This window comes from Prochlorococcus marinus str. MIT 9312, assembly GCF_000012645.1.
GTDB classification, from domain to species: domain Bacteria; phylum Cyanobacteriota; class Cyanobacteriia; order PCC-6307; family Cyanobiaceae; genus Prochlorococcus_A; species Prochlorococcus_A marinus_L.
Genome location: NC_007577.1, coordinates 1,344,333 through 1,364,919 on the forward strand (window position 1 = coordinate 1,344,333; position 20,587 = coordinate 1,364,919).

The window sequence follows — 20,587 nt, forward strand, 5'->3', positions numbered from 1 at the left end:
AATTCAAATAATAGAATTAATAATCTCTTTAGCAGCTCGCTGGACTACGCCCTCTTCCCCTAATTCTTTTTTTAAAAGAGTGTAACCTTTTTTAATTTTTGATTTTTCTGATGTAAGGTCCAGAATCCTGCAAGCTTTATAAAAGATTTTCTTTTCATCAAAGTCTCCCTGTACAAATTCAGGGATTATTAACTTATTAACTAACAAATTTACAGGGGAAATAAATTTTACTTTGAAATTAAGAATTTTTTTGGCAATAAATGCAGTAACCCTACTTACTCTGTACCCCACAATCTGTGGTATTCCGTATAAAGCTAATTCCATATTCACTGTCCCGGATTTGCAAATAGCTATTTTAGTGAGCGAATAAATATAAGGCTTTAATTTTGCGTTATCTTTTTGAGAAATTACTTGTCCAATAACTTGATATTTTCTAAAGGCCTTTTTGAATCTTTCATCAAAAACTTTCCTGCAGGAAGGAATATAGACAACTAAACTTGGATATTTTTTTTGTAATTTTCTGGCAGTCCGCATAAAAGTTGGTAATATATATTTCAATTCTTGAGGTCTTGATGCGGGCATTAAAAGTAGAATGTTTTGATTTGGGCGAAGGTTAAGAATAGTTCTGGCATTCTTCTTTAAAGGAAGTTTTTTTGTCAAATCGATCATTGGATGTCCAACCCACAAGACATTTCCACCTCTCTTTTTATAAAAGGCTGCTTCTTGTCTGAAAATTGCAAAAATTTTATCGGAAAAATTTATTAAATCAGTTGTAGTATTATTGCCAACCCTCCATGCCCACTCTTGAGGAGCAATATAGTAGAAAATTGGAATTTTAGTCTTCGATCTTTTTAATTTTCTTCCAATTTTTATATTAGGACCCATATAGTCAATCAAAATTAAACAATCTGGAGGATATTTTTTTAGTAATTTATAAAATCTTTTTTGAATTCTTATTGTGGGAATAATAAGAGGTAAAGCCTCCCAAATTCCTATTGCACTAATTGATGTAGTATCTTGAAGAATTTTTACACCTTCTTTCTTCATCCTTTCCCCACCTAAACCGCAAATTTCTAAATCTAAAGATTTTTTTTCCGCTTCATCAAATAACGCTTTTGACAATAACCCCCCATGTAAATCTCCAGAGACTTCTCCGGTACTGATAAATATCTTTTTATTCATTCATTTATTAAAGGCATTGGGCCTCGTCTTTCTTTTGATATTGATTCTTTTAAAAAATCACATAATTGTTTTGAAGAAAGATCTAATGTGTCTTTTAATGCCATTTCCAATGCATCAGCAATTACATAATTAGATTTAAAAAGTAAATTCCACGTGTTTTGCAAAAGTTTTAAATCAAAGTCCTTATTTTCCATCAAACCACTTCTTTTAATCCCAATCCTATTTAGACCTCTCAATCTTCCTGGATGTCCTTCAGCTAAACAAAAAGGAGGTACATCTCTATCTACTCTCGTCATTCCTCCAATCATTGCTAAATATCCAATATGTACAAATTGATGAATACCTAAACAGCCACCAATAATCGCTTTATCTTCAATCTTTACATGTCCTGCAACTTGAACACTATTTGATAAAACTATCCAATTACCAAGTTCACAATTATGGCCTATATGAGTGTAAGCCATTAACAAATTATTATTACCAATAATAGTTTTTTCTCCTTCATCAGTTGCCTTATTTATAGTTACGCATTCTCTAAAAGTATTATTATCACCAATAATCACCTCCGTAGAGGCCCCTTTATATTTAAGATCTTGCGGATCCAGACCTATAAAAACATTTGGGAACACTTTATTGTTATTACCAATTTGAGTTCTTCCCTTAATAACAGCATTAGCTCCTATTTCGGTTCCTCTCCCAATGGACACATTAGGACCGACAATAGCTCCTTGAGAGATAATGACTCCATCATGCAATTCTGCACTTGAGTCAACAAAGGCATTTGGATGAACTTTAACGCCTCCAAATGCTGCCTTTAATTTATTATTTTTATTCTTCATATTATTAATCAACTAATGAGAACATTAATTCTCCAGCACAAACCAAATTACCATCAACGTGTGCCTCTCCTTTAACCTTGCCAAATCTTTGTCTTTTAATACTCAATAAATCACAAGTAATTATCAACTGATCTCCAGGTAAAACAGGTTTTCTGAATTTAACATTATTGATTCCCGCAAATACAAAAAGTCCCTTAGGAAGATCAGGCATTTGAGTTACTATTATTCCCCCAACTTGAGCCATTGATTCAACAATAAGAACTCCAGGCATTAAAGGTCTTTCAGGAAAGTGTCCTTGAAATTGGGGCTCATTTATAGTTACATTCTTCACTGCAACAGCTCTTTCCCCAGGAATATTCTCTATGACTTTATCCACAAGAGCAAAAGGATATCTATGAGGTAACAAACCTAGTATTTTCTCAGAGGAGAGTTGATTATTTTCACTGGATAATTTATTGTCCAAAACAATTAAAGATAAGGTTGATTTTTTAGCGATGAGGCTAATAAAGCATTTAAAGAATGTGATCCTTTATAAACTAAAATTTGTGCCTTAGGTAACCCTACCAAAGCCAAGTCCCCAATTAGGTCTAAAATTTTATGTCTTATTGGTTCATTATTAAATCTTAACGGTGGATTAACCCATGCATCACCATCACAAACGAGAGCGTTTTCTAAACTTCCTCCTTTTATTAATCCAAGTTCACTTAACTCCTGAAATTGATCCTTAAAACCAAATGTTCTTGCTGGAGCAATCATTTCAACAAAACTTTTTGGATTTAAATCAATCACAAAAGTTTGGTTTCCAATTACTTTATAAGAAAAACTTATTGTTGATATAATTGTAGTTTTTTCAGAGGGAGTTGCTGCTATAACTGAGCCTTCTTTATTTAAAATTATTGATTTATTAATTTCTCGAAAAAAATTATCTGGTTTAGGTGCCTTCTTTATGCCTACTTCTTCAAAAGCTCTAACCCACTGAATTGCGGATCCATCTAAAAGCGGGATCTCTCTCCCATCAACTTCGATATGAATATAACTTAACCCACAACCAGCCATTGAAGATAATAAATGTTCAATAGTATATAAATTCCTCCCTCCTAATTTAACCGCCGTACAAAGCATCGAACTTCCAATTAAATCTTGAGTTAGCTTAAAAATCTCATTGGGTTTATCTCTGAAAGAAACATAATATCCTTCTTTTTCATAAGAAGATATTTTAAGTCTTGTTTTTTCTCCACTATGAAGGCCTATTCCTTCTCTGGAGATAACACCAGCCAAGGTGAAGCAAGAATCATAATTAGTAGGCCAAGAAAACACTTAAAACTTCCATCCAACTCCAAGTGTATATCTCCAATCTCCACTTAGGTCCTTACTAGCAATATCTAGTCTTAATGGACCAATAGGCGTTTTCACTCCAACTCCCCCACCAAGCGAATAACCAGCACCTGATTTCTGCAATAATTTACCAGGTTTACCTGGAACATCCTTTTGAGAACCTAAATCACTTCCTGCATCAACAAATAAAGCTCCTGATATCATTCTCCATATAGGAAACCTATGCTCTATTGTGCCTTCAAGAAAACTTTTACTGACAGCCAAATCACAAGATGCCCAACCTCTGACAGATGATGTTCCTCCCATACAAAATGCTTCATAAGGAGGCAATTCACCAACAATGGTTCCTGCCTTCAATTGAAAACCAATAGTTTGTGGGCAATCTTCACTATTAGCATTACTAGACCTACATTCTTTCGTAAAATTTATCAACTTTGTTGGTATAAAGTATGAATACGATGCTCTCATTCTATTGAAAGTTGGAGAGTTTTCCCCGATTGGAACAAACTGTTCAGTACCAAAGCTTAATTTATTTCCTGAAGTTGGATTTACAGAATTATTCAAATTATTTCTAGTTGTACTTGCAATAAAACTGACCAATGTATTTTCTCCAGGGCATGACCCATCATTTGGAGAGTATCCAATACAGATAATATCTGTTATGTTTTCTCTTGTTGTTCTTGGCGTCCTATCAGCATAAGTTCTTTTTTCACCACTACCATCAATCATCTTTACTTCCTTAAAATTCATTCCTCCAAGAACTCTCCATTTAGAAGGCTTAAATGGATCTCCACCATTAAGTGGCCTTGAGAAAGAAAATCCTCCTCCCGTTTTTTCTAAAACTATTGATGAAAAAGTATCAGCATTTGATGGTGTTTTATCATCTACAGCGTATAACTTTCCATTATTTTCACTCCTAAATTCTTGTGGATAATCTCTACTCAGAAAAACATTTGTTCTAAAAGCAGTTTTATGTTTATCTCCCTTAATCCATGGATCAGTTAGAGAAAAATTATAGGTTGTTGAATATTCTCCAAAATTTAGGTTGATGCTAGTAGACCATGCTCTACCTAATGCATTTGTTTCCTGCAAACCAATTGTGGCAAAAATGCCTGAACGAGTAGCATAACCAAGGCCACCAGTTAATGATCCTGTTCTTTGTTCACTTAAATCTAGAAAGATTATGACTTTACCAGGATTTAAATTATCAGGACCAAGAGAAACCTTTACATCATTGAAAAGTGATGTAGCATAAAGTCTTTTAATATCTGCTTCTAAAATTTTTCTATTAAATACGGTTCCAGGTTGCGTTTTTAGCTCTCTTTTTATGACCCAGTCTTTTGTTTTCCCTTTTCTAGGTTTTCCATCGATAATAGATTCACCGTCAGATCCTGGGAATCTAAACTTAACATCAGATATTATCCCTTCAGAAACATTTAGTATTATTACCCCGTCATCAGAAATTCTATCTGGACTATTAATTCTAACTAAAGAATAACCCTCATCTTCATAACGTTTTTTTATTATTTCTATCTTATTTTGAAATTCATTTAGATTAAGTGTTGTTCCGTAAAAATTATTAAAAATACTATCTACGTATGCATTAGAGATTACTGAATTTTCTGGTTTAAGTTCTACTTTCTTCAAAATTGGATTAGGCACTACATTTACAATTAGTCGTACTCCCAATGGCCCATCTTGAGACTTTATTTTAACTCCTGAAAACCAACCAGTAGCATATATTGAATTTAGGTCTTGATTTAAAATTCGATTATCAACAATACTTCCTGGCTTTATACTCATAGAATCATATGCCGCCAATTCAAGTTTTCTCCCCCCAGGATGATTTTCCCACCCTTCAATAATTATTTCTGAGACAAGAACACTTTCTTGATTGATATTTTCTTTATTCTCTGCAATAAAGAAATTTTTTTCATGTTTAATATCAACTGCTTGAAATAAACCATTTTTAATTTTGTTTATTTCTAAATTTGTTACTGATTGCTCAACTTCATTTGGCAAATACTTTGCCGCCAGTTCTGAATTATTAGATATCAAAATCAGAGGAGAACAAGCAATATTTGTGAAAACCTTTCTAAATTTTGAAGAATGTTTTTGCATAGTATTTTTTGATTATGGAATCTGAAGCATTAATTTTTGAATTGAGTTAAATGAAATCGTTTATTCTTCGGTTTATTTCACTATAAGCTTCAATTAGACCACCTAAATCATTTCTAAATCTGTCTTTATCTAGGCTTACAATTGTATCATTTTTCTGATTTAGATCCCACAATCTACAATTATCAGGACTTATTTCATCCCCTAGAAGTATTTTATTTTTAGAATTATAGCCAAACTCCAACTTGAAATCTACAAGTTGAAGCTGAATATTTTTAAAAAAACTTTTCAGGATTGTATTAACTTTTAAAGTTAAATTTATTATTAAATCTAAATCTTTGGAGCTTAGTATATTCATTAATTCAATTCTATCTTTTGTTATTAACGGATCATTAAGTTCATCATTTTTCAGATAAATATCAATTAATGGTTTTGCAAGTATAGTACCTGATTTAATAGTCGTTTGTTTACATAAAGAACCATATGCAGTATTTCTAAGGACAATTTCCAAAGGAATTACTTTTATTTTTTGTGCAATCATTATATTTTCATTTTTAAGTTCAAGAAAATGAGTTGGAATATTACTCTTGTCAAGAAGTTCAAAAATTCTTGAACTTATAAGACAATTAAGTTTGCCCTTCCCTTCAAATTTTGCTTTTTTCAACGCATTAAAAGCTGTTGCATCATCTTTAAATTCAATAAATACTTTATCTACATCATCATGAGAAAATACTTTTTTTGCTTTACCTTCATAAATTAATTCATATTTATTATTCATTAATTTACGACCTCATTTGATTACTAAAATTAAGATTTGTAATTAACATATTTAGTAGAGATCAACTTTTTATAGTTTATTTCATTTTAACTGATTATTCATCGAAACCTAATAGCCTTCAAAAACAAATTAATGAGTATAAATTCAACAAGTTCTAAAGACTACGGTAGATTAGAAAATGTTTTAATAATTGGCAATGGCGGGAGAGAAAATTCTTTGGCTTGGGCTATTCAAAAAAATGAATTAGTTAAAAAAGTTTATTTAATCCCTGGTAACGCCGGCTCAGAAAGAATAAATAAATGTGAAAGAATAAGAATTGACATAAACAATAAAAATAAATTAGTCGAAAAACTTGATTTTTTAAAAATAAATTTAATTGTAATAGGACCTGAAGTACCTTTAGCAAATGGATTAGCCGATTTTCTTCGCAAAAAAGACTATAAAGTATTTGGCCCTGGTAAAGATGGAGCAAGATTGGAATATAGCAAATCTTGGGCAAAGGAATTTATGCGAGACGCAAATATTCCAACTGCAAAATTTTGGACCGTCAATTCTCTTGAAGAAGCCACAAAAATTATCAATTCATCATCAATACCACTGGTAGTCAAAGCAGATGGTCTAGCGTCAGGAAAAGGTGTTTTTATTCCCGCGTCAAAAGATGAATGTTATAGAGCGGCAGAATCCATATTTAATGGTAAATTTGGAAAATCTGGGGATATTGTAGTTCTAGAAGAAAAAATTCAGGGTCCAGAAGTTTCAGTTTTTGCTCTATGTGATGGGAAGAGATACATATTACTTCCAACTGCACAAGATCACAAACGCCTAAATGAGCAAGATAAAGGTCCAAATACAGGTGGAATGGGAGCATATTCTCCTGCTCCACTTTTAACAAAAGATTACCTTGATAGGATAATCAAAGAGATAATTGAACCGACAATAGATGAACTAAATAAAAAAAATATTGATTATAAAGGCGTAATTTATTTTGGATTAATGATCACAAAATATGGGCCGAAAGTTATAGAATACAATTGCAGATTTGGAGATCCAGAATGTCAAACAATAATGCCTTTAATGGATCAAGATTTTGTATTTCTTTTAGAAAAATGCTCAATGGGAAATTTAACAGGTGATGAAAAAATTGATAATCCTGATAAGGTTAGTGGTTGCGTAATAGCGACCTCAAAAGGATACCCACAGGAATATTTAACTGGATTTCCAATAAAAATAGGAAAGATTGACTCAAGTGATTGTCAAATTTTTGACTCAGGTACTTGTTTAAATAAAAATGGAGAATTATTAACTGATGGAGGAAGAGTACTAAGTATTGTATGTCAAGAAAAAGATTTTGATATGGTTTTTGAAAAAGCATATAAAAATCTTAAAGAAATAAATTTTGAGGGAATTTACTTTAGAAATGATATAGGGCATCAAGTTAGAAAAAAATTTTCTAGGGAGAATTAGCTTATGGTAGATACCAAGAACCAAGATAGTAGAGATTATAATAGTACCAGTGATAATGAAGATTTTCATAACAACTATTGGACTAATAGGATAATTGCTTGGTGGAGTGGGTTTAGTTTAAGAACAAAATTGTTAGCGATAGCAACTCTCGTTGTAAGTCTCCTAATGACAGGAATAACATTTTTTGCACTAAATAGTATTCAACGAGATGCAGGAATGAATGATACTAGATATGCTCGAGATCTTGGATTATTGTTATCAGGTAATGTCACAGAATTAGTTGCTAATAATCAAAAAAAAGAAATCTCAAATGTAGCTGAAAAGTTTTGGAGATCAAGTCGGAATCTACGTTACATATTTTTTACTGATGCTGAGGACATTGTTCAACTTGGAATACCGATTAGTGCCACTACAACAAGTTCAGATAGTCAATTACAGCTCACTAGAAGGTTAAAACTTCCATCAGAATTAAAGAAAAGACCGCAATTTCCTTTAGTTAGGCAGCATGTTACACCTCAAGGTCAAGTAACAGATGTATTTGTCCCAATGCTTTGGAAAGGGAAATATCTTGGAACTTTAGCTTTAGGAGTTACACCTAATAAAAAAGCCTTGGCGAGTGCTGCACTTACAAGAGAAATTACCATAGCAGTTTTTATCTCTATTTGGGTTTTAGTAATACTGGGAGCTGTATTCAATGCACTAACAATCACTAGACCTGTAAGAGAGTTAGTAAGGGGTGTCAGGGAAATTTCTAAAGGAAACTTTAAATCAAGAATTTCTATACCTATGACAGGAGATTTAGGAGAACTTTTAAATGGATTTAACCGAATGGCTACTCAGTTAGAAAATTATGACGAGGCAAATATTGAAGAACTTAAAGCCGCTCAAATAAAGCAGCAATCACTAATAGCTACTATGGCTGATGGTGCAATATTATTGGATTCCCAAGGAAAGATAGTACTTACTAATCCAACCGCAAAAAGATTATTCCGTTGGGAAGGAAGATTCTTGGAAGGAAAATATTTTTTAAATGAGATCCCCGAAATTTTATCTAATGACTTACATACAAATATAGAATCTATTCTAAATAGAGAAAAAGAGAAAGATGATTTAAGGTTTAGCTTAGGAGAACCGGCAAGAACTTTAAGGATTGTTTTACAATCAGTCTTAGATACAAACAAAGTTGAATTAAAAGGTATCGCCGTAACAATTCAAGATCTTACAAGAGAGGTAGAACTAAATGCGGCACAAAACAGATTTATTAGTAATGTTTCGCACGAATTAAGAACACCACTTTTTAACATAAAAAGTTACGTGGAGACCTTACATGATTTAAAAGACCAACTCTCAAACGAAGAACAACTCGAATTTCTGGGTATTGCGAATTCAGAGACTGATAGGCTTACAAGACTAGTGAATGATGTATTAGATTTATCAAGATTGGAGTCAGGGAAAATAATTCAATTAGAAGAAATGGATATAAAAGCGGCAATAGAACAGACTCTCAGAAATTACAGACTTAACGCTACAGAAAAAAATGTTTCATTAGCACATGATATAGAAGAAAATATACCTCCAATTCTTGGTAATTTTGATTTACTTTTACAAGTTTTTGATAATTTACTGGGCAATGGATTAAAATTCAGTCCCAAAAATAGCAACCTAATGATAAGAGCTTATGCTTGGCCAGATTCCTGTCCTGCTTTTCCTCCAAGTAAACAAAATGATAGAGCGCCTCAATGCGAGTTAGTTTCACCATTACCAAAAGTAAGAATTGAGATTGCCGATACAGGTTCTGGGATATCTCAAACGGATCAAGAGAAGATTTTTGACCGTTTTTTTAGAGTAGAGAATGCTGTTCATACTGAGCAAGGAACAGGTTTGGGGTTATCTATAGTGAGAGGAATAATTGAAAAACATGGTGGAGAAATTCGAATGGCTAGTGAATTAGGAATTGGAACAACCTTCTGGTTTGATTTAGCATTGGCACAATCAGATAAAGATGAATTATTAACTCAAACTATTAACAATACAGATAATTTTTCAAACTCTGAAGTAAGTAAATTCATCTAATTATTATCTAGTCCTCTAAAAATATTCTGAACATTTTGATCAGGAACTACCCTATGAGGGGCACCACTAAATATCTGTTCAAAGTTAGAAAAAGAATCTTTGATTTCGGGACCTTTATTGGTGATTATAAATTCTCTTATTCGTTTATCATGCCATGATCCTCGCATTTTAAAAACATTTAATGCTCTAGCCATCTCTCCTTTTATTTCAACATATTGGAGCAATAATATAGTATCTGTAATTGTTGAGATGTGAGAATCAGTAATAGAATGACTTCCCATGAATTCTTCTGCAGTATTAGTAAAAAATCCTGCTATTTCTTCTTGTTTTGTATAACCAGTGACTGCAATTACAAACTGTCTAAATGCATTCAAACTTACACCTCGGGCTAAAGCTGAGAGAGAATCTATTGCCATTCTCTTGGGTTTAAATTGATTAATTTGCGTTTTTATTATTTGTAAGTGATCTTCCAAACCAGTTGATTCAGGATATGCACAAATAATTTTTAATAACCCATCACTTTCCATCTTTTCAAAGTCTATTCCCCAACTAGTAGCATTCCTAAGCAATTGAGCCCTGGATTCTTCATATGCAAAAAGTATTGCTCTTTCATTGTTGTTATACGCATCTTCCACAAATTTTGATACGAGCATTGTCTTACCTGTACCAGTAGCTCCTGTGGCAAGGATAATCGAATCTTGAAAATATCCTCCACCACACATATCATCAAGATCTTTCACTCCAGAGCTAATCCTAATATTTGAGGATCGCTGTGTTAATCGCATTGCTCCAAGTGCGAATACACTTATACCATCGGCTCCCATAGTGAATGGATATTCTCCTTTCATATGTACAGTTCCTCTTAACTTCAAAACTTCTAAAGTTCTTCTTCTCTTCTCTGACTCAAGAACATTTCTTAATAAGACAACATTATCAGATACAAATTCTTCTACTCCATACCTAGCAATAGGTCCATAATCATCAACCCTTTCTGTAGTCATAACTGTTGTTACTCCTATTTCTTTTAATCTTGCTATTAGTCTAAAAATTTCTCTTCTAACAACGTAAATGGCGTCATACTGTTGAAAAACTGCAGTTATTGAATCTATTGCAACTCTTTTAGCTTTATATTTTCTAATCGCATAACTAATTCTTTCAATAAGACCAGATAAGTCAAAGTTGCCCGCAACATCTTGACCATCGGGGTCAGGAGAAGCATCTAAAATAAAAAGTTTATTTTGATCAATTAATTCTTGTAAATCCCAACCAAAACTTGCAGCATTTCTAATGATATCTAAAGGGGACTCCTCAAATGTAACGAAGATACCAGGCTCATCAAAGTTGCAAATTCCATGGTGCAAGTATTGAAGCGAAAAAACAGTTTTGCCAGTACCTGAAGTACCACTAATAAGTGTACTTCGAGATACAGGCAAACCACCTCTGCAAACATCATCGAAGCCTTCTATACCTGTAGGCAATTTTTGTACTTGCATTTTATTTGATTTGCCAAATTTCTTATCTTTCATAGTTTTTTGCTAAAGAAACGAAATTAAAAATAAATATATGATTTATATTTAATTATAAAATTTTTCTATATGTTATTTATCTCCACTATATTCAGTTTCAGTTAATTCATCAAAAAGCAGATCTAAACCGATTAAAACTTTCTCTCTATCTGAAAGATCACCAATTATTCTTCTTACTGGTGGAGGTAAAATTTTAGCTAAGGTTGGTGTAGCTAAAATCTTATCTTCTTCTGCAAGTTGTGGTTGTTTAAGAACATCGATAACCTTTAAAGCATAGACTCCTTTAAATTCATTTTCTAATATTTCTCTTAAAGTATTCAAAGCTCTCATTGAATTAGGAGTATTTCCAGCAACATAAAGTTTTAAAATATATGTTTTTCTTGCTGCCATTGTTATTGATCCTCAAATTGATATACAAAGATTTAAAACAACCCTTGACTTATTACACTACAAAATAAGAAAATAAACAAACTACTATGATTGCTTATTTGGCTTAATCAAATTATAAATTTGAGCCTAATAGCGTCTTTAAGACATGACAAATTCTAAAAACTCTTCAAACAATTCTACTAATGGTAATGAGTTGTACGCAATAGCAGAAACTTCTGGTCAACAATTTTGGTTCGAAGTTAATAGATACTATGACATAGACAGGTTAAATGCAAAAGAGAAAGATAAGATAACACTTGAAAAAATCTTACTTTTAAAAGATAAAAACTCGATTACCATTGGTAAACCTTATGTCAAAGATGCAAAAATTGAATTAGAAGTAGTTTCTCACAAAAGAGATAAGAAAATTCTTGTATACAAGATGCGTCCGAAAAAAAAGACAAGAAGAAAGATGGGTCACAGACAAGAACTTACAAGAGTTATGGTAAAATCAATCTCATTAGGTAAAAGTGCTCCTAAGTCTTCTGCAAAAAAGGAAACTGTTAAAAAGGAAACTAAACCAAAATCTGAAAAATCTACAAATTAAACATTTCTAATGGCACATAAAAAAGGAACAGGTTCTACAAGAAACGGTCGAGATTCAAATTCTAAAAGACTGGGAGTAAAAGCCTATGGTGGAGAAAAAGTAACTGCAGGATCAATTTTGATTCGCCAAAGAGGTACATCCTTTTTGCCAGGAATCAATGTTGGCAAAGGAAAAGATGACACGCTTTTTGCACTCAAAGAAGGAACCGTAAGTTTCGAAAGCATTAAAAGAAATCTAAGGAATAGAAAAAGAGTTAATGTAGTTATTTAATTTTCTGATAAGCTCTTGTAGTTATGAGAATAGGATGAAAAACTTCTAAAAAGTTTGATTGAAGTGTCTTAAAGAACTTTTCAACGATTTGTCTATCGTCGATATGGAATGGATATTCATCGTTTTCTCCTTTATAGAAATACCAATTGAATAAAGCAATAGAATTACAATCCATAAACTCATTGAAAATCTCAATTTGAGAAGATGGATCTTCAAGATGTTCCAAAACATCAAGACAAACTATCGTATCAAATTTTGATATTTGTGCATCCTCAATTGTCTTGCAAAAAGTAAGCTTTTTTTCGACTCCTAATTCCTTAGCCCTGTATTCAACAAAGCGTCTATTTGTTTCATTAATATCTACAAAAAAAACATGCTCAACTTTTGAAGACATAGCATTAGCTAAGGCATGTGTTCCAATCCCTCCTCCAAAATCTAAAACTAAATCTCTAGAAAATCTATGCTGAAGTTTTAAAGTATCTGCGATGTAATTCTTGCTTGTCATATGCCAAGCAGCAAGATCAGCAACATGGCGATCTCCAACAATATCAGTATAAAAATCTGAAACATCACTTAGAGCATCTCCAGGATGTAAATTTGCCAAATTCATCTTTGCATTTGCAAGAAATTCATCTAAATCACATTCTTTAATAGATAAGAATTCCATTAAATGTGATTTCAGATTGAAAGCATTATCTAAAAACTCTTTTAATATAGAACTATTATTTTTCAATTTCTTACTTTTAATTTCCGATATTAAAAATCATAGGATGGTAATAAATCTTTCTCAAAGTATTCTTAATATTAAAAATGGAAAATAAAGATGGATTCTTAGTAATTAATAAAGATAAAGGCTGCACCTCTCATGATTGTGTTAAACAAATAAGGAAGTTGTTAAATACAAGAAAAGTTGGACACACAGGAACTCTTGATCCAGAGGTTATAGGAACATTACCAATTGCAATAGGGAGTGCAACAAGATTCATTCAATATCTTCCTCAGGGTAAAACTTATATTGGACAAATTAAATTAGGGATAAGAACTAACACTGATGATATTCATGGAGAAATAATTAATCAAAAATGTTGGCCTAAAATCAGTGATGAGAAATTAGATCAATATTTAAATAAATTCAGAGGATTAATTAAACAAATTCCGCCAAAAGTATCTAGTGTTCATGTTAATGGTGAGAGAGCTTATAAAAAATCTTTTAATAATGAAAATTTTGAATTAGCACCCAGAGAAGTAAAAATAGACGAACTCATTTTAATGAAATGGGACCAAATAAACGGAATCATAGAACTAAAAATCAATTGTTCTGCTGGTACATATATAAGGGCAATTGCAAGAGATTTAGGTGAAATTCTTAATTCCGAGGGGTGCCTTCTACAGCTAAAAAGAATTTCAGCTTGTGGATTTCATGAAAAAAACTCTATAAAAATATCTGATATTAAAAAAGGAATAGACCAAAAAAATGCGTCAAATTTTATTATTCCAACAATTTCTGCTCTTAATCACATTTCAACATTAATCTTAAATAAAGAAGAAGATATCAATTTTTGGCAAACTGGAAGAGCAATTAAATTTGATATTAATTACTTTAATGAAGGTAACAATTTTGATAATAAAAAACCCATAAAGGTAGTAGATAAAAGAAAAATGCTACTCGGGATTGGCTTCTTAAATAAAGAACTAACTAATATAAACCCAAAATTAGTCCTTAATGCAAAATAATTTTTATAGATAATCTTTTTTAAAAGGTTTAATCTGCACACCCCTGTAGTAATGCTTTAATATTTTTTCAGCTTTTTGGCCTTTAGATGCCATATATTTAGAACCCCACTGACTCATTCCTACTCCGTGTCCAGATCCCTGTCCTAAAACTATTAAACCTTTTTTCATAGGGAATTTATTATTTAGTTCTTCCTCAAAAAATTTAAATCTTACGAAATTACTATTAAGTCCTAATTTTTTTCTTAAATCTACACCAGACATTTGATCAGAACCATAAGCTCCAAAAAGTTTTACATTTTTTACCCTGCCTGTACTAGTAATATCTAGAATCTCTATATTTTTTATACCTCCAATCTTGGGAAATAAATTTGTTAATTCTTTGTTTGAAAATTTTTTTTGCCATCTAAATTTTGGGTTCTTTTTATCAAAATCTTTCACACTTGTTAAATATGGATATTTATTCTTCCATACATCTTGACTATTTTCTGTCATTCCCCCTGAGCTGCTATGAAACAAAGCATTAATTAATTTATTTTTATATGTCAAAACCAAAGATCTTGTACTTTTAACAGCTCTGATAGTTTTGTAAGTTCTTGACTCCAAACCATTATAAACTTGATTTCTCTGGGTAGAATCTATGTCAAATAAATTATTTCCCTTTTGCTTTAAAGCATAAGTTCTTGAAGCAATTGCTTGTGCTTTTAATGCTTCCATAGGCCATTTTGCTGGCATCTCTGATCCCACCACACTGCTTAAGTATTTTTCAATGCCCAAAACATTCACTACCAATATTTCAGAATCCAGCACAAAGAGATTAATTTTACCTGAGAATCTTTTTTGACCTACCCAAATTCCTCTTCTATCAGAAGATCTAAGTTGAAATTTTTGATTACTTTTTAAATTATATTTTTTTTGTTTATTCTTATCAAAATACAAAATTCTTCTATTTTTCTCATTTTTCAAAGTTAAACCTTTTATTTTTTTATTTGAGAAAATTTTTCCATCTATGATTAAAGGTATTGATTTATCTGATCTAATCCTTATGTTCTTATTTTTTAAAATCAAAACCCTTATTTTTGGCTCGTAAGATGCAAAAACGGTTTCACTCTGAAAAGTACAAAAAAATAAAATACTAATCAAACACGATTTACAAAAGATTTTATTTAATTTAAGTATCACTTTGTTTGAAAAACAAATTCTTAATTTGCCTAAGTTTGACTAAAAGTCTAGATTTAATCCAGATATAAAAATAAAAATATCATAATAAGTGAATATCACCTTCTTAGGAACAAGTTCTGGAGTACCTTCTTTAACAAGAAATGTTTCTTCCTTAGCACTTAAGTTATCACAGTCATCAGAAGTCTGGCTTTTTGATTGTGGAGAAGGAACACAACATCAAATAATGAAAAGTAATATAAAATCTTCGCAAATCAAGAAGATATTTATTACTCACATGCATGGAGATCATATATATGGTTTACCTGGACTTTTGGCTACTCTAGGATTATCAGGCAATAGTAATGGTATTGAAATTTATGGTCCTTTAGGATTACGAAGTTTTATAAGTTCTGCACTTAGTAGTAGTTTTTGCAAATTGTCGTTTCCATTGCATTTTGTGGAAGTTGAAAATTTTGCATCAGAAAATAAAATTTTATTTGAAAACAACAAGCTCAAAGTAAATTGCGCATGCCTTAAACATAAAATACCTGCCTATGGATATCGAGTAAGCGAAAAAGACAAGCCAGGCATATTTGATATCAAAAAAGCAGAGTCTATGAAAATAGCTCCTGGACCAATTTATTCAAAACTGCAACAAGGTAAAGAAGTCTTATTACCAGATGGAAGGACTGTTAATGGGAAAGAATTCTGCGGACCTCCTAGAAAGGGTGAAAGTTTCGTTTATTGCACGGATACTGTTTTTAGCGAATCAGCGGTGTCTTTATCAAAAAATGCCGATTTGCTAGTACATGAATCGACATTTTCTCAGGAGGATGAGAGCATGGCCTATGAAAAATTACATTCCACAACAATTATGGCTGCTAAAACAGCATTATTATCTAATACAAAAAAATTAATTATTACTCATTTAAGTCCAAGATACACTAGTAAAAATTCAATTACACCAAGTGATTTGCTTAAAGAGGCGCAAAAAGTTTTTCCAAATACTCACCTAGCCAAAGATTTTCTGGTGGCAGATATTAAATAAACTGCAACAGTTCGTTAGCAGGAGCGTTGTAAATGACCAACCCATGAAATAATAGTCATAGGTTTTTCTATTTGATGTTGATCGAAATGGTTTCTATTTTTTCATCACTACATAAGTCTTTTAAAAGACTTTTAATTTTTCTTCCATTGATTATTGGTTTACTTCTTAATCCAATTTCTACTAATGCACTTTATCCTAGTGATCCTTCATCAGTAGATGGATTGAAAGAAGATCTTCATGGTGCAGATCTTCAAAATAATGAATTTGTAAAATATGATTTATCTAATCAAGATTTAGGAGAGGCAAATCTACAAGGCGCCTATATGAGCGTAACAACTGCAGCAAATTCTAGTTTCAAAAGCGCGAACATGAAAGATCTTATTGCATATGCTGTACGTTTTGATAATGCTGATTTATCTGATGCAAATCTTACTAATGGTGAGCTGATGAAAAGTGTTTTTGATGGGGCAACTATAGATGGAGCAGACTTTACTGATGCAACTCTTGATCTTCCTCAGAGGAAATCATTATGTGAAAGAGCAACAGGTACTAACTCAAAAACTGGAGTGGACACAGTAGATAGTCTTGAATGTTCAGGCTTAAGAGGTTATATACCTGCAACACCAGAAGCTTAATTAGAAACTAATTTTTAATTATGGTGAAACATTACCAGGCTCTTGTGAGCCTGGTTTTTTGCTATACCACCATTCTTGTATATCAGAAGAAAATTTCTTTGAAAAAAGAGTTATAACTGTTTCAACAGGTTTTGAACCGGGCTCTAAAATCTGAACTGAGTAAGAAGGACATTTTCTTGAAGCCATATCTGCTACGAATCTAGAACCTATTCTTCTCCAACTAGGTTCCTTACTTCTCCAAGCAAGCCTTGAACAGGGCCAAGGTAACTCTTCCCTATCATATAGTCTGCAACATGGTCCAATAACCCTATAACTGTACTGACCTCCATAACTTGATTGAACACTTCCAGTTTTAAAAAATTCAAAGTTATTCATTTCCCAAAAAAAAAGCCACCTTTCTAGAGGGTGGCAGAGAAGTAATAAAATATCAACTTTAAAAAGTTAATTTTTTATAATTAATACAATTCTTCCTCAGCATGAGTTGTAATTGTCACATCAGAGGTTGGATAAGCTACACAAGTAAGGACAAAACCAGCTTCAAGTTGATCATCATCCAAGAAGCTCTGATCTGATTGATCAACACTCCCTGAAGTAACCTTGCCTGCACATGTTGAACAAGCTCCAGCTCTACAAGAATATGGTAGATCAATGCCTTGCTCTTCAGCAGCATCTAGAATATATTGATCATCAGGTACTTCGATGGTTGAATTTAGTCCTTCACCTTCGCTGATGAGTGTAACTTTGTAAGAAGCCATTTAAATAAAAAAATGTTGGTAGTTAATACCTATATAAATACATTTTTAACATTGATTAGGTCGATATGGGGGATTTTGACGTAAAAAATGACACAATAAAATGTATTAAAGAGTATCAATAAGAAAAACTTATACTTAGGTTAGATTCTTTGCTTTTTGCGCATAAATACAAGCCCAATCTTTTCTAGATGATACATCCAATAATTTCAAGTTATTTTGAATTAATATTTTTATAATTTCATCTTTTTGTGAATTCAGAATTCCACTGAAAATGACTTCGCCATTATTTCTCAAACACTTATAAATATTCGGAATCATTTCTTTTATTACTTCAGCGAGAATATTGCATACAACAAAATCGATTTTTTTGAGTTGATGTTTTAAAATTACCTCATTAAAAGATCCCAAATATGTGTTTAAGTTATTTAAATTTCCGAAATTTAGTTGAAAATTAGAGTTAGTTGAATTTATAGCTAGATAATCATTATCAATTGCACAAACCTCTTTAGCTCCTAATAATCTTGCAGCAATGCTCAAAATACCGCTGCCACTCCCAATATCTAATACCTTTTTATCAGATAATAAAATTTTCTCCATTTTTTCTAAGCATAGATAAGTCGAGGGATGACTGCCAGTACCAAAGGCTGCTCCAGGGTCAATTTTTATGATTTGTTTATCATTAAATTCTTCATTTAGATTTATCCAACAAGGTAATATTAGAAAATGATTTCCTACTAATTCAGGGGCCCAATATTTCTTCCAGCTTGTTAACCAATCCTCTTCTTTAATAACACTCCAGTCAAAAAATTTATTAATAGAGTCATTAATGTTGAGAAGTTTGCAAATTATTTTTTCAAAATCACTTCTGGAACTCTCGTCCCATTCATTAATTGGAAGCCATATATTCACTTCTTTTTTATTTTCAGTTTTTATCAAATATTCAAATGAAAAACTGAATATTCCTAGCTCATTTAATTTCCAAATAATAATTTCTTCTAAATCACTTTCTATCTGAAAGTTTAGTTTATACCAATCTTTACTCGCCATTATAGTTAGTCAGACTTTTTATAAAGTAACTGGATTAGCGCTAGTAATTCCCTCTACTTCAATAATGGTGTCAAGCAACTTATTAGGTATTGGATCATCAATACTTAAAACCATAACAGCTTCTCCTCTAACAATTTTGCGCCCAACTTGCATGGAGGCAATATTTACATTGTTGCTACCCAATAAAGAACCCAGCTTGCCAATAATACCAGGCATATCTCTATGCCTAGTAACCAACATATATCTGCTTGGTGATACGTTTACTGGGTATTGATCAATACTAATAATTCTTAATTCTCCATCAGCAAAAATGCTTCCCGCTACGCTATGGTCTCCATTATCTCCATAAGTAGTTAACTGAAGCGATCCACTAGCAAATTCAGGTCTTGCCTCATCTTTACTCTCAACGACTGAAATGCCCCTAGAATCTGCTTCTAGAGAAGCATTCACATAATTGATCCTATCTCCCAAAGCTTTACTTAGAAGGCCTTTTAGACTGGCAATTATTAATGGCTGGGAAGGATGTTGAACAAATTCACCTTGAAGCTTTACCTCTAATTTTTGAATCTGTCCTCCTGCAAGCTGACTTACAAGAAGTCCCATCGTTTCTGCTAACTGTAAATGAGGCTTAAGGCTATCCATAATATCAGGACTTAAACCAGGAATATTAACGGCAGTTCTAGCCGATAAACCAAGCAATACATCTCTTATTTGTTCGGCAACATCAACAGCTACATTTTCTTGTGCTTCCCGAGTAGATGCTCCTAAATGAGGTGTAAGAATAAGATTCTTTTCAACTTGCAGAAGTGGTGAATCAGATTCCAAAGGTTCTTTAGAAAAGACATCTATTGCTGCTCCTCCAATGAAGGATTGATTTAAAGCTTCTGCTAATGCTTCTTCGTCAATTAAACCTCCTCGAGCACAATTAATTAACTTTGCGCTACTTTTCATACTTTTAAGCACCTTCATATTTACTAAATTCTCTGTCTCTGGTGTGCGAGGTAAATGCAAAGTTACATAATCTGATTGTTGGAATAGGTCATCTAATTCAGATAGTTTAACTTTTATTTGTTGAGCTCTTTCAGTTGAAACAAAGGGATCATATCCGTAAACTTCCATTCCTAATGCATTGGCAACTTTAGCTACATGAGCACCAATTTTCCCTAAACCTACGACTCCTAACTTTTTCTTATAAAGCTCATTACCAACAAATTTCTTTCTCTCCCATTTACCTAACAAAGTACTACTATTAGCTATTGGAATATTTCTAGATAAGGCCAACATCATAGCTATGGTGTGTTCAGCAGCAGCAATAGTATTTCCTCCTGGCGAATTAACAACAAGAACCCCTTTTTGTGTAGCAGCTTTAACATCTACATTATCAACTCCTACTCCTGCTCTTCCAATAATCCTCAGTTTATTTGAAGAGTTAATAATTTCTTCAGTCACTTGAGTGCCAGATCGTATCATTAGGGCATCATATTCTTTGATAATTGATGCCAATTCAGAGTTTGAGATTCCTATTCGCTGATCTACTTGCGCTACCTGTGAAAGAATATCAATTCCTGTTTGATCAATTGGATCTGTAATGAGAACTTTTGTCATTTACGAGTTGTTCTTTAATCTTTTACTTTAACTTAATCTATAGT

Annotated in this window: 21 protein-coding genes; 7 read left to right on the top strand and 14 right to left on the bottom strand. The window is 32.2% G+C overall.

The features are described from left to right. Positions 1 to 3: 3 nt before the first annotated feature. From lpxB to purC, 6 genes are read right to left on the bottom strand one after another with little or no spacing between them, the layout of a single operon-like run. Positions 4 to 1,182 (bottom strand): lipid-A-disaccharide synthase, encoded by a 1,179-nt coding sequence (lpxB, locus tag PMT9312_RS07400; RefSeq protein ID WP_011376976.1) that lies wholly within the window; start codon positions 1,180 to 1,182, stop codon positions 4 to 6. Then, positions 1,179 to 2,021: an acyl-ACP--UDP-N-acetylglucosamine O-acyltransferase gene (gene lpxA, locus PMT9312_RS07405; RefSeq protein ID WP_011376977.1), complete on the bottom strand. Its 843-nt coding sequence runs from the start codon at positions 2,019 to 2,021 to the stop codon at positions 1,179 to 1,181. Before lpxA ends, lpxB begins: the two co-directional genes overlap by 4 nt. Positions 2,022 to 2,025: 4 nt before the next feature. Continuing rightward, complete coding sequence (gene fabZ / locus PMT9312_RS07410; RefSeq protein WP_011376978.1) at positions 2,026 to 2,484, bottom strand: 3-hydroxyacyl-ACP dehydratase FabZ; 459 nt, start codon at positions 2,482 to 2,484, stop codon at positions 2,026 to 2,028. Between the two features lie 5 nt (positions 2,485 to 2,489). Then, on the bottom strand, positions 2,490 to 3,338 hold the full coding sequence (lpxC, locus tag PMT9312_RS07415) for a UDP-3-O-acyl-N-acetylglucosamine deacetylase (RefSeq protein WP_011376979.1): 849 nt from the start codon (positions 3,336 to 3,338) through the stop codon (positions 2,490 to 2,492). Then, positions 3,339 to 5,477, bottom strand: a complete 2,139-nt coding sequence (locus PMT9312_RS07420; RefSeq protein WP_011376980.1) for a BamA/TamA family outer membrane protein — start codon at positions 5,475 to 5,477, stop codon at positions 3,339 to 3,341. A gap of 46 nt (positions 5,478 to 5,523) precedes the next feature. Next, complete coding sequence (gene purC / locus PMT9312_RS07425) at positions 5,524 to 6,252, bottom strand: phosphoribosylaminoimidazolesuccinocarboxamide synthase (protein ID WP_011376981.1); 729 nt, start codon at positions 6,250 to 6,252, stop codon at positions 5,524 to 5,526. A 132-nt stretch (positions 6,253 to 6,384) separates the two neighbouring features. Here purC and purD point away from each other — a divergent pair, with 132 nt between their 5' ends. After that, positions 6,385 to 7,716, top strand: a complete 1,332-nt coding sequence (gene purD, locus PMT9312_RS07430) for a phosphoribosylamine--glycine ligase (protein ID WP_011376982.1) — start codon at positions 6,385 to 6,387, stop codon at positions 7,714 to 7,716. 3 nt (positions 7,717 to 7,719) lie between these two features. Next, entirely contained in the window at positions 7,720 to 9,789 is a 2,070-nt protein-coding gene (locus PMT9312_RS07435; RefSeq protein ID WP_011376983.1) for a HAMP domain-containing sensor histidine kinase, read from the top strand. Here PMT9312_RS07435 and kaiC read toward each other — a convergent pair. Both kaiC and kaiB read right to left on the bottom strand, forming a co-directional pair. Next, positions 9,786 to 11,315, bottom strand: coding sequence for a circadian clock protein KaiC (kaiC, locus tag PMT9312_RS07440; RefSeq protein WP_036924033.1), 1,530 nt, complete (start codon positions 11,313 to 11,315; stop codon positions 9,786 to 9,788). The genes PMT9312_RS07435 and kaiC overlap by 4 nt on opposite strands. A gap of 72 nt (positions 11,316 to 11,387) precedes the next feature. After that, on the bottom strand, positions 11,388 to 11,705 hold the full coding sequence (kaiB, locus tag PMT9312_RS07445) for a circadian clock protein KaiB (protein ID WP_011376985.1): 318 nt from the start codon (positions 11,703 to 11,705) through the stop codon (positions 11,388 to 11,390). A 145-nt stretch (positions 11,706 to 11,850) separates the two neighbouring features. On the opposite strand from kaiB, the gene rplU reads away from it, so the two are divergent. Both rplU and rpmA read left to right on the top strand, forming a co-directional pair. Then, positions 11,851 to 12,291: a 50S ribosomal protein L21 gene (rplU, locus tag PMT9312_RS07450; RefSeq protein WP_011376986.1), complete on the top strand. Its 441-nt coding sequence runs from the start codon at positions 11,851 to 11,853 to the stop codon at positions 12,289 to 12,291. 9 nt (positions 12,292 to 12,300) lie between these two features. Beyond that, positions 12,301 to 12,561 carry a 50S ribosomal protein L27 gene (gene rpmA, locus PMT9312_RS07455; RefSeq protein ID WP_011376987.1) on the top strand — a complete coding sequence of 87 codons (261 nt, stop codon included), beginning with the start codon at positions 12,301 to 12,303 and terminating at the stop codon, positions 12,559 to 12,561. On the opposite strand, the gene PMT9312_RS07460 is transcribed toward rpmA, so the two are convergent. Beyond that, on the bottom strand, positions 12,554 to 13,228 hold the full coding sequence (locus PMT9312_RS07460) for a class I SAM-dependent methyltransferase (protein WP_011376988.1): 675 nt from the start codon (positions 13,226 to 13,228) through the stop codon (positions 12,554 to 12,556). The two genes, rpmA and PMT9312_RS07460, sit on opposite strands and share 8 nt — an antisense overlap. A 143-nt stretch (positions 13,229 to 13,371) precedes the next feature. Between PMT9312_RS07460 and truB the strand changes: the two genes are divergently transcribed. Next, positions 13,372 to 14,295, top strand: coding sequence for a tRNA pseudouridine(55) synthase TruB (gene truB / locus PMT9312_RS07465; protein ID WP_011376989.1), 924 nt, complete (start codon positions 13,372 to 13,374; stop codon positions 14,293 to 14,295). Between the two features lie 3 nt (positions 14,296 to 14,298). Here truB and PMT9312_RS07470 read toward each other — a convergent pair whose 3' ends face one another. After that, entirely contained in the window at positions 14,299 to 15,474 is a 1,176-nt protein-coding gene (locus PMT9312_RS07470; RefSeq protein WP_011376990.1) for a SpoIID/LytB domain-containing protein, read from the bottom strand. A gap of 88 nt (positions 15,475 to 15,562) precedes the next feature. On the opposite strand from PMT9312_RS07470, the gene rnz reads away from it, so the two are divergent. Beyond that, entirely contained in the window at positions 15,563 to 16,501 is a 939-nt protein-coding gene (gene rnz / locus PMT9312_RS07475) for a ribonuclease Z (RefSeq protein WP_011376991.1), read from the top strand. Positions 16,502 to 16,587: 86 nt separating this feature from the next. Next, the gene (locus PMT9312_RS07480) at positions 16,588 to 17,136 is read left to right on the top strand and encodes a pentapeptide repeat-containing protein (RefSeq protein ID WP_036924038.1); all 549 of its coding nucleotides are present in this window, start codon (positions 16,588 to 16,590) and stop codon (positions 17,134 to 17,136) included. 18 nt (positions 17,137 to 17,154) lie between these two features. On the opposite strand, the gene PMT9312_RS07485 is transcribed toward PMT9312_RS07480, so the two are convergent. The 4 genes from PMT9312_RS07485 to serA all read right to left on the bottom strand — a co-directional run bounded on the left by PMT9312_RS07485 (position 17,155) and on the right by serA (position 20,543). Next, positions 17,155 to 17,511 (bottom strand): hypothetical protein, encoded by a 357-nt coding sequence (locus PMT9312_RS07485; protein ID WP_011376993.1) that lies wholly within the window; start codon positions 17,509 to 17,511, stop codon positions 17,155 to 17,157. Positions 17,512 to 17,591: 80 nt separating this feature from the next. Next, a complete protein-coding gene (locus tag PMT9312_RS07490; protein WP_011376994.1) occupies positions 17,592 to 17,891 on the bottom strand; it encodes a ferredoxin in 300 nt (99 codons plus the stop codon). A gap of 135 nt (positions 17,892 to 18,026) precedes the next feature. Then, entirely contained in the window at positions 18,027 to 18,938 is a 912-nt protein-coding gene (gene prmA, locus PMT9312_RS07495; RefSeq protein WP_011376995.1) for a 50S ribosomal protein L11 methyltransferase, read from the bottom strand. An 18-nt stretch (positions 18,939 to 18,956) separates the two neighbouring features. Continuing rightward, positions 18,957 to 20,543: a phosphoglycerate dehydrogenase gene (gene serA, locus PMT9312_RS07500; RefSeq protein ID WP_011376996.1), complete on the bottom strand. Its 1,587-nt coding sequence runs from the start codon at positions 20,541 to 20,543 to the stop codon at positions 18,957 to 18,959. Between the last annotated feature and the right edge of the window lie 44 nt (positions 20,544 to 20,587).